Source organism: Curtobacterium sp. Leaf261 (assembly GCF_001422205.1).
Lineage (GTDB): Bacteria > Actinomycetota > Actinomycetes > Actinomycetales > Microbacteriaceae > Curtobacterium.
The window spans coordinates 308,909-322,540 of record NZ_LMMJ01000008.1; the positions used below are offsets into that span (position 1 = coordinate 308,909).

The 13,632-nt window shown below is 69.7% G+C and carries 12 protein-coding genes; 11 read left to right on the plus strand and 1 reads right to left on the minus strand.

Annotation, left to right across the window (positions count from 1 at the left end):
- Window positions 1-24 precede the first annotated feature (24 nt).
- The 8 genes from typA to ASF23_RS09695 all read left to right on the plus strand — a co-directional run bounded on the left by typA (window position 25) and on the right by ASF23_RS09695 (window position 9,103).
- The gene (gene typA / locus ASF23_RS09660; RefSeq protein ID WP_055952359.1) at window positions 25-1,947 is read left to right on the plus strand and encodes a translational GTPase TypA; all 1,923 of its coding nucleotides are present in this window, start codon (window positions 25-27) and stop codon (window positions 1,945-1,947) included.
- Between the two features lie 145 nt (window positions 1,948-2,092).
- Window positions 2,093-3,286, plus strand: coding sequence for an amidohydrolase (locus tag ASF23_RS09665; protein WP_055952362.1), 1,194 nt, complete (start codon window positions 2,093-2,095; stop codon window positions 3,284-3,286).
- A gap of 150 nt (window positions 3,287-3,436) precedes the next feature.
- Window positions 3,437-3,988: a hypothetical protein gene (locus tag ASF23_RS09670; RefSeq protein WP_055952364.1), complete on the plus strand. Its 552-nt coding sequence runs from the start codon at window positions 3,437-3,439 to the stop codon at window positions 3,986-3,988.
- A gap of 102 nt (window positions 3,989-4,090) precedes the next feature.
- On the plus strand, window positions 4,091-5,311 hold the full coding sequence (locus ASF23_RS09675) for a PIG-L family deacetylase (RefSeq protein WP_055952367.1): 1,221 nt from the start codon (window positions 4,091-4,093) through the stop codon (window positions 5,309-5,311).
- 37 nt (window positions 5,312-5,348) lie between these two features.
- The gene (gene fdxA / locus ASF23_RS09680; protein ID WP_055952370.1) at window positions 5,349-5,666 is read left to right on the plus strand and encodes a ferredoxin; all 318 of its coding nucleotides are present in this window, start codon (window positions 5,349-5,351) and stop codon (window positions 5,664-5,666) included.
- A 3-nt stretch (window positions 5,667-5,669) separates the two neighbouring features.
- The gene (gene dapC / locus ASF23_RS09685; protein ID WP_055952373.1) at window positions 5,670-6,773 is read left to right on the plus strand and encodes a succinyldiaminopimelate transaminase; all 1,104 of its coding nucleotides are present in this window, start codon (window positions 5,670-5,672) and stop codon (window positions 6,771-6,773) included.
- Window positions 6,774-6,866: 93 nt separating this feature from the next.
- Window positions 6,867-7,535, plus strand: coding sequence for a hypothetical protein (locus ASF23_RS09690; RefSeq protein ID WP_055952376.1), 669 nt, complete (start codon window positions 6,867-6,869; stop codon window positions 7,533-7,535).
- 188 nt (window positions 7,536-7,723) lie between these two features.
- Complete coding sequence (locus ASF23_RS09695) at window positions 7,724-9,103, plus strand: citrate synthase (protein ID WP_082473997.1); 1,380 nt, start codon at window positions 7,724-7,726, stop codon at window positions 9,101-9,103.
- 177 nt (window positions 9,104-9,280) lie between these two features.
- On the opposite strand, the gene ASF23_RS09700 is transcribed toward ASF23_RS09695, so the two are convergent.
- Window positions 9,281-10,303, minus strand: coding sequence for a LacI family DNA-binding transcriptional regulator (locus ASF23_RS09700; RefSeq protein WP_235510847.1), 1,023 nt, complete (start codon window positions 10,301-10,303; stop codon window positions 9,281-9,283).
- Window positions 10,304-10,494: 191 nt separating this feature from the next.
- Between ASF23_RS09700 and ASF23_RS09705 the strand changes: the two genes are divergently transcribed.
- From ASF23_RS09705 to ASF23_RS09715, 3 genes are all read left to right on the plus strand, one after another.
- Window positions 10,495-11,727, plus strand: coding sequence for a sugar ABC transporter substrate-binding protein (locus tag ASF23_RS09705; RefSeq protein WP_055952379.1), 1,233 nt, complete (start codon window positions 10,495-10,497; stop codon window positions 11,725-11,727).
- Window positions 11,728-11,864: 137 nt separating this feature from the next.
- On the plus strand, window positions 11,865-12,737 hold the full coding sequence (locus ASF23_RS09710) for a carbohydrate ABC transporter permease (RefSeq protein ID WP_055952382.1): 873 nt from the start codon (window positions 11,865-11,867) through the stop codon (window positions 12,735-12,737).
- Window positions 12,734-13,621, plus strand: a complete 888-nt coding sequence (locus ASF23_RS09715) for a carbohydrate ABC transporter permease (protein WP_055952384.1) — start codon at window positions 12,734-12,736, stop codon at window positions 13,619-13,621. The genes ASF23_RS09710 and ASF23_RS09715 overlap by 4 nt, the downstream gene beginning before the upstream one ends.
- Window positions 13,622-13,632: the final 11 nt, after the last annotated feature.

Genomic DNA, 13,632 nt, shown 5'->3' on the forward strand with positions numbered 1-13,632 from the left:
CCCAAACCTGAAGGATGTACCTGTATGGCGCTCGCCACCCGGTCCGACCTGCGCAACGTCGCCATCGTGGCACACGTCGATCATGGCAAGACGACGCTCGTCGATGCCATGCTCACGCAGACCAACTCGTTCGACGCCCACTTCGAGGGCGAGGACCGGATGATGGACTCGAACGACCTCGAGCGCGAGAAGGGCATCACGATCCTCGCGAAGAACACCTCGGTGCTCTACAACGGGAAGCACGCGTCCGAGTTCGGTGCCGGCGGTCCGATCACGATCAACGTCATCGACACCCCCGGCCACGCCGACTTCGGTGGCGAGGTCGAGCGCGGCCTGTCCATGGTCGACGGCGTCGTGCTCCTCGTCGACGCTTCGGAAGGCCCCCTGCCGCAGACACGCTTCGTGCTCCGCAAGGCGCTCGCCGCGAAGCTCCCGGTGATCCTCCTGGTCAACAAGACCGACCGACCGGACTCCCGCATCGACGAGGTCGTCGCCGAGTCGCAGGACCTGCTCCTCGGCCTCGCGTCGGACCTCTCGGACGAGGTCGACGACCTCGATCTCGACGCCATCCTCGACGTCCCCGTCGTCTACGCGTCCGGCCGCAACGGCGCCGCGAGCCGCAACAAGCCGGCCGACGGCACGCTGCCCGACAACGACGACCTCGAGCCCCTGTTCGAGGCGATCCTGCAGCACGTCCCCGCACCGAAGTACGACGACGCGCACCCGCTGCAGGCGCACGTCACGAACCTCGACGCGTCGCCGTTCCTCGGTCGCCTCGCACTCCTCCGCATCTTCCACGGCACCATGAAGAAGGGCCAGACGGTCGCGTGGGTCAAGCACGACGGCACCGTCGCGAACGCCCGCATCACCGAGCTCCTCATCACGAAGGCGCTCGACCGCTACCCGGCCGAGTCCGCCGGCCCCGGTGACATCGTCGCCGTCGCCGGGTTCGACACCATCACCATCGGTGAGACGCTGTCCGACCCCGAGGACGTCCGCCCGCTCCCGACCATCACGGTCGACGACCCGGCGATCTCGATGACGATCGGCACGAACACCAGCCCGCTCGTCGGCAAGGTCAAGGGCCACAAGCTCACCGCCCGCATGGTCAAGGACCGTCTCGACCGGGAGCTCGTCGGCAACGTCTCGCTCAAGGTCGTCGACGTCGGTCGTCCGGACGCGTGGGAGGTCCAGGGCCGCGGCGAGCTCGCACTCGCGATCCTCGTCGAGCAGATGCGCCGCGAGGGCTTCGAGCTCACCGTCGGCAAGCCGCAGGTGGTCACCCGCCGCAACGACGACGGCAAGCTCGAGGAGCCCTACGAGCACATGACGATCGACGTGCCGGAGGAGTACCTCGGCGCGATCACCCAGCTCATGGCCGCGCGCAAGGGCCGCATGGACAACATGGCGAACCACGGCTCCGGCTGGGTCCGCATGGAGTTCATCGTCCCGTCGCGCGGGCTCATCGGCTTCCGCACCTCGTTCCTCACCGAGACCCGTGGCACCGGCATCGCGAACGCGATCTCGCACGGCTACGGCGAGTGGGCCGGTTCGATCCAGACCCGCATCAACGGCTCGATCGTGTCCGACCGCTCCGGTGTGGTCACGCCCTTCGCGATCACGAACCTCCAGGAGCGGATGACGTTCTTCGTCAACCCGACCGAAGAGGTCTACGAGGGCATGGTCATCGGCGAGAACTCGCGCGCCGACGACATGGACGTCAACATCACCAAGGAGAAGAAGCTGACGAACATGCGTCAGTCGACCTCGGACACGTTCGAGTCGATGACGCCGTCCCGCCAGCTCTCGCTCGAGGAGTGCCTCGAGTTCGCCCGCGAGGACGAGTGCGTGGAGGTCACCCCGGCCATCGTGCGCATCCGCAAGGTCGAGCTCGCCGCGCAGGCCCGTGCCCGCAACACGGCACGCCTGAAGCGCCAGGACGCGTAGCCAGCACAGTTACGGCACCGGCACCGGCACCGGCACCGGCACCGCGAGACACCGCTCTCCGCACGAGACACCGCCCACGACGGCGGTGGCTCGTCGGCAGGGCGGTGTTTCGCGTTCGGGGGAGCGTCGCGACTACGGTGGAACGGTGACTCTCGACCTCCTCGCGATCTACACCGACCTCCACCAGCACCCCGAGCTCGCCTTCCGCGAGACCCGCACGGCGGGGGTGATCGCGGACCGGCTCGCGGAGCTGGGCATCCCCGCGACGACCGGTGTCGGTGGGACGGGTGTCGTCGGCCTCGTGGAGAACGGCGACGGACCCGTGGTGTGGCTCCGCGCCGACATCGACGGCCTGCCCGTGCGCGAGCAGACGGACCTGCCCTACGCCAGCACCGCGACCGGCGAGGACACCTCCGGCGCCACCTGGCCGACCATGCACGCCTGCGGCCACGACATGCACATCACCTGGCTCCTCGGCGCCCTCGAGCGGCTCGTCGACACCCGCGACGACTGGTCCGGCACCGTCGTCGCCGTGTTCCAGCCGGCGGAGGAGGTCATCTCGGGCGCGCGGGCGATGCTCGACGACGGCCTCGCCGAGCGGTTCCCGGCCCCGGACGTCGTGCTCGGACAGCACACCGCCCCGGCGCCGGTCGGGGTCATCGCCGTCGGATCCGGTCCGGTGATGGCGTCGAGCGACCGGTTCACCGTGACCTTCCGCGGCAAGGGCGGCCACGGTTCGGCACCGCACACCACGCGCGACCCGATCGTCGTCGCCGCGTCGGCCGTCGTCCGGCTGCAGTCGATCGTCGCGCGCGAGGTCGGCCCGCAGGACCCCGCGGTCGTCACCGTCGGCAGCTTCCACGCCGGCACCCGCGCGAACATCATCCCGGACACCGCCACGATCGAGATCAGCACCCGCGCGCGGAACGCCGAGACCCGCGCGATGATCGTCGCTTCGATCGAGCGCATCGTGGCCGCCGAGTCCGAGGCCGGGCGCCTCGACCCGCCGACGATCACGACGGACCCCGGGGCGAACGTGCTCGTCAACGACGACGCAGCGGCCACCCGGGTCCGCGAGGCCCTGGCCGCGGTGATCCCCGGCACCTCGGCGATGGCGTCCGGGCTCGCGATGGCGAGCGAGGACGTCGGTGAGCTCGCGACCGGGACCGATGCGCCGCTCGTGTACTGGTTCACGGGCACCACCGACCCCGCGCTGTTCGGCGAGGGCGCCGAGGTCCCGAGCAACCACTCGCCGTTCTTCGCACCGCTCGCCGAGCCGTCGATCCCGATCGGCGTCGACGCCTTCGTCGCGGCGACCCACGCCTGGCTCGCGCGCTGACCAGCCGGTTCGAGAGGGAGGGACGGGGTGCGTCCGGTGACCGCGCTCCGGACCGGCGGATCCCCGCGGGGCCCGCACCGTGCCTCCCGGCGGAGGCGTCCCACAGTCGAGCTTCAGTCCGGCTTCAGTCCCGCTCAGTACCGTGACCTCATGCTGAACCCGACCCGCCCCCGTTCCGTCCTGCTCACCGCCGCCGCGGCCGCGGTCCTGACCATCGGCCTCACCGGCTGCTCGTCGGACACCGTCAAGCAGGCGACCGACCTCGGCTCCAGTGTCGCGGGCGACGTCTCGTCGAGTGTCGAGGGCATCACCGGTGGTGCGATCCAGGACGGCATGTCGTCCATCGCGGGTGGCATCGACGGTGCGCTCGACTCGGCGCTCGAGGGTGCGGACATCACCTCCGACGGCACCACCCCCGAGGGCTTCCCGACCGCTGCGGTGCCGCTCGTCGACGGCACCGTCCTCGGCGGTGGCGCAGGCCCGAACGGCAGCGGCTGGGTCGTGCAGGTCCGGGTCGGTGCCGTGTCGGACTTCGCGGCCGCCCAGCAGCAGCTCGAGGACGCCGGGTTCACCGACAACACGGTGCGCACCGAGACGAAGAGCGCCTTCGGGCTGTTCCGGAGCAGCGACCACCGTGTGGTCCTGACGTTCGCCGAGAACAAGGACGGCGTCACGGCGACGTACATCGTCACGCCGCGCTGACCGCCCCTCCCGCGGAACGCCACCTCCGCCGCGTCGCGCAGCGCTGTGGCCGCGCGTGACGCTGCCAGGTGGGTGTCCCGCGGAGCGGATACGCTGGGTCCGATGGCCAGGTCCGCTCCCGCGACGCGCCCCGAGCGCGTCCTCCTCGTGCACGCCCACCCCGACGACGAGACACTCGCGTCCGGAGGGACGATCGCGACGCTCGTCGAGCTCGGCGCCGAGGTGACGGTGCTCACCGCGACCCGGGGCGAACGCGGCGAGATGCTCACGCCCGAGCTCGCTCCGCTCTTCGGCGACGGCCCGCGGGTCGCCGCACACCGGGAGTCCGAGATCGCCGGGGCGCTCGCGGCCCTCGGCAGCCCGCGACACCTCTGGCTCGGCGGCCCTGGAGCGCGCCCGACCGACCTCCCCGTCCGGCGGTACACCGACTCCGGGATGCAGTGGGGCCCGGACGGTCGGGCGATGGCCGCCGAGGACTCCCCGGCCGACTCCCTGACGGCGGCCGACCTCGGCGAGGTCGTGGACGACGTCCGAGCGGCGATCCGGTCGACGGGGGCCGACGCGGTCGTGAGCTACGCCGACGACGGCGGCTACGGGCACCCGGACCACGTGCGAGTGCACCACGCCGCCCGGTACGCCGCCCGTGCCGAGGAGATCCCGTTCTCCATGATCGTCGACGCCGACGGGGGAGCGGCCGACCTCGTCGTCGACGTCCTGCCGGTGCGGCCGAGACTGCGTGCAGCGCTCGAGCAGTACCGCAGCCAGCTCACGGTCGACCCGATCGACACCGCCGAGCCGGAGCAGCTCTCGTACGTGATGCCGCACGGGGCCAGGATCGTCGCACCGGCACGCGAGGGCTTCCGGCACGATGCGGCCCCGACCGTCGTGCCCGCGACCGCGCAGACGTTCGACGAGATGACCGTCGGCGGCCGGGTCGGGGCGATCGTCGTCGCACTGGTCGTCGGCGTCCTGGTCGGCGGCCTCGGCACGATCACGCACCAGCAGACGATCGGCACGTTCCCGATCGGGCTCGTGATCACGACGCTCCTCGTCGCAGCGCTCCTCGTCGGGACGCGGATGCTCTTCCGGTCGCGGACCCTCGTGGCGGCGGAGGCCGTCGCGATCCTCGTGACGTCGCAGGTGCTCGCGGCCGTGGGCGGGACGAGCTCCCCGCTCATCCTGGCGAACGCCGCCGGGTACACCTGGACGTACGGACCGGCGATCATCGCCATGATCGTCCTCGCATGGCCGACACTCCCGCCGCGGCCGGCTCCGCCGCTCGGGAGCGTCCGCGCGTCCGAGTCGACGGACCACTCGGCGTAGACTCGGATCCGTCCACCTCGAAGGGAAACGCTGAACCGTGACGTATGTGATCGCCCAGCCGTGTGTCGACGTCAAGGACCGCGCGTGCATCGACGAGTGCCCGGTCGACTGCATCTACGAGGGCGACCGGTCGCTCTACATCCACCCCGACGAGTGCGTCGACTGTGGAGCGTGCGAGCCGGTCTGTCCGGTCGAGGCGATCTACTACGAGGACGACCTCCCCGAGCAGTGGGCCGACTACTACAAGGCGAACGTCGAGTTCTTCCAGGAGGTCGGTTCCCCGGGCGGTGCCGCGAAGGTCGGCGTCATCCACAGCGACCACCCCGTCGTCGCCGCCGAGCCGCCCCGGGCCTGATCCGTGGCGCTCGACCTGCCGGAGTTCCCGTGGGACCAGCTCGCGCCGGCGAAGCAGCGGGCGTCCGAACATCCTGACGGCATCGTCGACCTGAGCGTGGGATCGCCCGTCGACCCGACGCCGGCGAGCATCAGGCAGGCTCTCGCCGACGCCACCGACGCGCACGCTTACCCCGCCGTCGCCGGCACCCCGGCGCTCCGCGCGGCCATCGTCGAGTGGTACCACCGTCGACACGGGGTGGAGCTCACCGACTCGCAGGTGCTCCCGACGATCGGGTCGAAGGAGTTCATCGCGGGGCTCGCGCTCTGGCTCGGGATCGGACGGGGCGACACCGTCGTGTTCCCCGCCGCCGCGTACCCGACGTACGAGCTCGGTGCGGCCCTCGTCGGTGCCACGGCCCTGGCGTCGGACGACCCGGCCGAGTGGCCCGTCGGGACGAAGCTCGCCTGGGTGAACTCCCCGGGCAACCCGGACGGCAGCGTGCTCGGCATCGAGCAGCTCCGGACCGCGGTGGCCCGTGCGCGCGAACTCGGCGCCGTCATCGTGGGCGACGAGTGCTACGCCGAGCTCGGGTGGGAACCGCCGTACGACGAGACGCCGACCCCGACGATCCTCGACCCCCGTGTCGCGGGCGAGAACGTGGACGGTGTGCTCAGCGTGTACTCGCTCAGCAAGCAGTCGAACCTCGCCGGTTACCGCGCGGGGTTCGTCGCCGGGTGTGACCGCGTCATCGCCGAGGCCCTCGCCGTCCGGAAACACACCGGCATGATGCCGCCGGCACCCGTGCAGCAGGCGATGATCGTGGCGCTCGGCGACGAGGACCACGTCCGGGCGCAGAAAGCCGTGTACCGCCGACGCCGGGACCGGCTGCGGGCGGCGCTGGAGTCCGCCGGCTTCCGGATCGACCGGAGCGAGGCGGGGCTCTACCTCTGGGCCACCCGGGGCGAGGACGCCTGGACGACCGTCGAGGCCCTCGCTGACCTCGGGATCCTCGTCGCACCGGGGTCCTTCTACGGCGTCGCGGGCGGGCAGCACGTCCGCATCGCGCTGACCTCGACGGACGAGCGGATCGACGCCGCGGTCGCGCGCCTAGGGGCGAACGGATAGCACCCAGGGGTCCGACAGACTGAAACACAGTGTTCTTCATACACTTGTGGGGTGCTCGACTCCTCGAGTGCACCGAAGTGAAGGACCCCCCTCATGAACCGTCGTCCCCTCATCGCCTGCGCAACCGCCGCGCTCGGCCTCTCCCTCGTCCTCGTCCCGGTCGCCGCCCAGGCCGCGCCCGCCACCACCGCCGCCGCGTCGTCCTCGTCCGCCGTCACCACGCCCCCGTCGCCGGTCGTCAGCACCACGCAGTCCGACTCCGGTGACTGGCAGATCGTCACGGTGAACCTGTCGACGTCGGCGTACGTCGAGCTCCGCGACGACCACGACCAGCTCCTGGACAGCCGATGGGGCGACGCGAACAACTCCATCCGGTTCATCGCGGACCCGAACGGCGCGGACGTCCGGGCATACACGCTCGTCTCGACGGTCGACGGGCGCAAGGCCGAGAACAAGACGGTCCTCGTCGACTTCTCGAACGCCGCGATCAGCCGCCCGGTCGACCAGACCTCCTACCCCGAGCAGACCGAGCTCCGCACGGCCATCCAGCTCGGCGAGTTCGGACAGACCCTGCACTACAAGGCACTGCCCTTCGCCGACGTCACCGTGACGGCGAACGGTCAGACCCACACGGTCGAGGCGGATGCCCAGGGCGACGCGTTCGTGCCGGTCCTCTTCCAGGCCGGATCGAACCGCCTCGCGGTCTCGCAGCAGCTCGGTGCCAAGAAGTCGGCCGTGTACTCCTACGGGTACCTCTTCTGAGTTGAGCGGTCGCGTCCCTGACCAGGGACGACCGGACGACCGGACGGCCGAACGACCCCCGCCCCGACATCTCGTCGGAGCGGGGGTCGTTCCCGTGCCTCCGGACCGGATCGCAACCGTGCGTTCCCACCAAGTCCGGAGCCTCGGAGTGTGTACGACCTCCAGCCCGTGCGGTTTAGGCTGGTCCTGTGACTGACACTCGCAACGACGCTCAGAAGGCCACACCGTCCGCTGCCGCCGACCCGGCCACCCCCGCCGGTGCCGCCGGCAGCGCTGCCGCCGAGCCGGAGCAGGAGACCGCCACCCTGCACTTCCCGGGGGGCACCGCGGAGTTCCCGATCCTCCGGAGCGTCGACGGCGCGAGCGCGATCGACGTGTCGACGCTGACCAAGCAGACCGGGCTGACGACGCTCGACTACGGGTTCGTCAACACGAGTGCCACGAAGTCCTCGATCACGTACATCGACGGCGAGCAGGGCATCCTCCGGTACCGCGGGTACCCGATCGACCAGGTCGCGGCGAACTGCTCGTACCTCGAGGTCGCCTGGCTGCTCATCTACGGCGAGCTGCCGACGCCAGAGGAGCTCGCGGGCTTCGACGCCCGGATCCGCCGTCACACGCTCCTGCACGAGGACCTCCGGCGGCTCTTCGACGCCCTGCCGCACTCCGCGCACCCGATGAGCGTCCTGTCGAGCGCGGTGAGCGCCCTGTCGACGTACTACGAGGACGACATGGACGTCGACGACCCCGAGAAGGTCGAGCTGCAGACCGTGCGGCTCCTCGCCAAGCTCCCGGTGATCGCGGCGTACGCGCACAAGAAGTCCATCGGCCAGGCCTTCCTGTACCCGGACAACTCGATGTCCTTCGTCGACAACTTCCTGCGGTTGAACTTCGGCACCATGGCCGAGGAGTACCAGGTCAACCCGGTGCTCTCGAAGGCGCTCGAGCGGCTCCTCGTCTTGCACGAGGACCACGAGCAGAACGCTTCGACGTCGACCGTGCGCCTCGTCGGCTCGACCAAGGCGAACATGTTCGCGTCGATCTCGGCCGGCATCAACGCGCTCTACGGCCCGCTCCACGGCGGTGCGAACGAGGCGGTGCTCGACATGCTCGCCGAGATCAAGAAGTCCGGGGAGCCGGTGTCCCGGTTCGTCGAGCGCGTGAAGAACAAGGAGTCCGGCGTCAAGCTCATGGGCTTCGGGCACCGCGTCTACAAGAACTACGACCCCCGCGCCAAGCTCGTCAAGGAGTCCGCGCACGAGGTCCTCGACGCGCTCGGTGTCCAGGACGACCTGCTCGACATCGCGATGGAGCTCGAGGCGATCGCGCTCGCGGACGAGTACTTCGTGTCGCGGAAGCTCTACCCGAACGTCGACTTCTACACGGGCGTGATCTACAAGGCGATGGGTTTCTCGCCGCGGATGTTCACGGTGCTGTTCGCGATCGGCCGTCTGCCGGGGTGGATCGCGCAGTGGCGTGAGCTGAACACCGATCCGCAGAACAAGATCGGCCGTCCGCAGCAGCTCTACACGGGCGCACCCGAGCGCGACCTGCCGCCGCGCGACTGACCGGGCACCACCACACCGCTCTCCGGACAGGACACCGCTCCGGAGCGCGTGTCCTGTCCGGAGAGCGGTGCGCAGCGTTCGGACTGGAGGCCCGGTGCCGGTCTGCGAGAGCGGTGCCGGGCCTCCAGTCCGTTGCGCTGGTGCGGCTGACCGGCGGCCGCTCTGCGCCACCGTGGGTCAGCGCGACGCGGGCGCCTCGGCGGTGGAGTCGGCGATGCGGAGCTCGCACGGCAGCAGCAGGTGGGGGAGTTCGCCCGTCGTCCCGTCGAGCTGGTCGATGAGCGCGTCCGCGGCACGCATGCCGAGCTCGCGGCTCGGCGCGACCATGGTGGAGAGCCGCGGGAAGTGCTGGTCGCCGGCGGCCGCGGAGGACGCGAGCGAGAGCACGGAGACGTCCGTCGGGACGCGGAGCCCGGCCTCGTAGAGTCCGACGAGGAGCCCGGCTGACGAGTCCTCCTTCATGATGAGCACACTCGTCACGGCCGGATCGGCGGCGAGGAGTTCGGCGGCGGCCCGTCGACCGCCCTCACTGCCCTGGCCGGAGTGGATGACGGTGCCGTGCACCCGGCGTCGTGTGGTCGACGCCGCGAACGTCGCCTGTGCCCGGAGGTGCGGCGCGTAGCCGGCCATCGGGGTGCCGTCGAGGTCCTCGAGGACGAGCGCGAAGCGACGGTGCCCGAGGCCCACGAGGTGGTCGAGGCTGTCCTCGATCGTGGTCTCGAAGTCGATGTCCACGAACGGCAGGCCGGAGCTGTCGCGTGTCCGCCCGATGAGCGTGAACGGGACGTCGAGCGCACTCAGCACGTCGACGCGGGGATCGTCCATCCGGACCTCCATGAGGATCACGCCGTCGACCAGGCCACCCGAGACGAGGTCGTCGAGGTCCTGGCCCGCGGGGTCGACCGGCCAGAGCACGAGGTGGTGGTCCCGCTGGGAGGCCCGCTCGGCCGCGCTCATGAAGAACTCGGACGTCGTGGCGCTGAAGCGGTCTCCCGCGGTCGGGAAGAGCAGCGCGATGATCCGGGTCCGACGGCTGGCGAGGGCACGGGCGACGACGTTGTTCCGGAAGTTCAGCTCCTGCATGGCCGCGGTCACGCGCGCGGTCGTCGCGGGGGAGACGTACTTCGTGCCGTTGACGACGAAGGAGACCGTGCCGAGCGAGACGCCCGCGCGGTCGGCGACCTGCTGCATCGTGGCCATGGCGCCTCTCGCTCCGCTGGTGCCCTCGTGTGGGGAGTTCTCAGTGTAGTGGCCGTCCGAATCAAGAAAAGCGCTTTACAGGTGAAGCGCTTTTCTGCTAGCTTCGCGCCTCGAGGAACCCAGTGACGACGACGTCCGCGGAGTTGTCGGTGTGTGCCTGTCCCTGCACCCGTCAAGAGAAGAGCTACGCAATGAAGCCTAGATTCCCCTCCCCGTCCCGAAGGGCGCGCGCCGTCCTCAGCGCCGTCGCGGTGATCGCCACCATCCCGCTCGTGCTCACCGGTTGCTCCGGTGGATCGTCCGCGTCGTCGTCCGGCAGCAAGACGCTGACGATCGAGGACTACTACGCCGCGAACTACAACCCGATCTACAAGCAGTGCGCCAAGACGACCGGTGCGACGCTCAAGATCAACCACGTCGCCGGTGCCGGCCTCATCGCGAAGGTGCTGCAGCAGGCATCCTCCAAGACGCTGCCCGACGTCCTCATGCTCGACAACCCGGACGTGCAGCAGATCGCCGCGTCGGGCGCGCTGTCCTCCCTCGGTGACTATGGACTGAGCGCCTCCGGCGACGTCCCCGGTGTCAAGGCCGCGAACACCTACAAGGGCAAGCTCTACGGTCTGCAGCCGGCCACGAACTCGATCGCCCTCTACTACAACAAGAAGCTCCTCTCGGCGGCCGGCATCGAGCCGCCGAAGACCTGGGACGAGCTGCAGGCCGCCGCGAAGAAGCTCACGAGCGGATCGACCTACGGGTTCGCGATGAGCAACATCAACACCTACGAGGGCACCTGGCAGTTCCTGCCGATGTTCTGGTCGAACGGCGGCAACGAGAAGAACATCGCCACGTCATCCGCGACGCAGGCGCTCCAGTTCGTCGAGGGTCTGCAGAACGACGGGTCGATGTCGAAGAGCTCGATCAACTGGGCGCAGGCCGACGTGAACTCGCAGTTCATCGCCGGCAAGGCCGCCATGATGATCAACGGTCCGTGGCAGCTCCCGACGCTGAACGCCGCCAAGGGCCTCGAGTTCGGCAGTGTCCCGATCCCGACCCGCACTGGTTCGGAGACCGTCGCACCGCTCGGTGGCGAGGCGTTCACCGTCCCGGAGACCGGCAACGCGGACACCATGAAGCTGGCCGGCAAGTTCGTCGGATGCCTCAACAGCGACAAGATGCAGAAGGTCATCGCCGGCGTCACGGGCAACGTGCCGACGAACATCGAGGTCGGCGCCGCGTGGGGCGAGAGCCACCCGCAGGTCGCCTCGTTCGTCACGACGGTGAAGACCGCTCGTGCCCGCACCGGTGAGCTCGGGCCGGACTGGCCGAAGGCCGCCACGAAGATCTACACCGCCGTCCAGCTCGCCCTCACCGGCAAGGCCGACCCCGCGGACGCGCTCAAGCAGGCGCAGTCGCAGGACCAGTAGGACGACCGGGGAGCCGGCCGGCCGGCCGGCTCCCCTCCGCGGCGAAGGAGAGGACCAACGTGAGCGCCACGACACAGACACGACCACGGACATCGGTGTCCGCGGTGACACCCCGACCCGGCCAGCGCCGAGCACGGATGCGGAGCGGGGCCACCCGATGGCTCTTCGTCGTCCCCGCGGCCCTGTTCGTGGCGGTGTTCTTCGGCTACCCGGTGGTCAAGAACATCATCATGTCCTTCCAGGACTACACGACCAAGACGTTCTTCACGGGGGAGGCCCCGTGGGTGGGCCTCGCCAACTACATCTCGGTGTTCAAGAGCTCGGTCTTCACCACGAGCCTCGTCAACACCGGCCTGTTCACCGCCGGGTCGATCATCCTGCAGTTCGTCATCGGGCTGAGCCTCGCGCTGTTCTTCAAGCGGCACTTCCCGCTGTCGGGCTTCCTCCGGGGACTGCTCCTCCTGCCGTGGCTCCTGCCGCTCATCGCGTCGAGTGCGGTGTGGAAGTGGCTCCTCGACCAGGACAGCGGTGCACTCAACCAGCTGCTCGGCGTCGTCGGGATCGGTCCGGTGCCGTGGCTCGTCAGTCCGTCGCTGGCACTCATCGCGGTGATCGGGGTCAACGTCTGGCTCGGGATCCCGTTCAACACGACGATCCTCTACAGCGGCCTGCAGTCCGTGCCGCCGGAGCTCTACGAGGCCGGGTCGCTCGACGGCGCCACCGGGTTCAAGGCGTTCCGGTACATCACCTGGCCGAGCATCCGGTCGGTGGTCAGCGTCGTGGTCGTGCTCGGCGTGGTCTACACGCTGAAGGTCGTCGACATCATCCTCGGCCTGACCGGCGGCGGTCCCGCGAACTCGACGCAGACGCTCGCGACCAACGCGTACCACCAGTCCTTCATCAACTTCCAGTTCGGCATCGGCGCGGCCGTCAGCAACGTGCTCATCATCGTCTCGTTCGTCTTCGCGATGGTCTACATCGCGATCTCCAGGAAGGCGGTCGACGAATGACCGTCGGCATCGCGACCAAGGCACTCCGTCCCAGCCGGGCGACCGCAGCGCGCACCGCTCGCCGACCACGCCGGGGCACCGGGGGGCGGAAGATCCCCCTGACCATCATCGGCGTCGTGATCCTCGCGATCATGGTGTTCCCCGTCTACTGGATGGTGAACACCAGCCTCCAGGCCACGTCGGGTGCCGCCACCGCCACGTGGTTCCCGTTCAGCCCGACGTTCGCCGGGTACCGTGCCGCGTTCGCGCAGCAGGGTCAGAACTTCCTCTCGAGCATGATCATCGGGCTCGGCACCGTGGTGCTGACCCTCGTCATCGCCACGCCGGCCGCCTACGGTCTCGCGCGGTTCCGGATGCGCGGCACACGGGTGTTCCTCCTCGTGCTGCTCATCACGCAGATGATCCCGGCGATCGTCATCGCGAACGCGCTCTACACGCTGTTCAACAACGTCGGACTCCTGAACAGCTACATCGGCCTCATCCTGGCCGACAGTGCCGTGCAGGTGCCGTTCGCCATCCTGCTCATGCGGGCGTTCATGGAGTCGCTCCCGCCGAGCCTGGTGGAGGCCGCCCTCGTCGACGGCGCCGGCGACTTCCGCGCGTTCGTCTCGATCGTCATCCCGATCAGCCGCAACGCGATCGTCACCGCGGCGCTGTTCACGTTCCTCGGGGCGTGGGGGGACTTCCTCATCGCGCTGACGCTCACCTCGACGACCGCGGTCCGGCCGATCACACTGGGCATCTACAACTACATCGGCTCGAACGTCACCGACTGGGGCCCCGTGATGGCGACCTCCGTGCTGGCGTCACTGCCAGCCGCCGTGCTGCTGATCTTCGCGCAGCGGTACATCGCCGCCGGTGCACTCGGCGGCGCGGTGAAGTGACCGGACCCGCG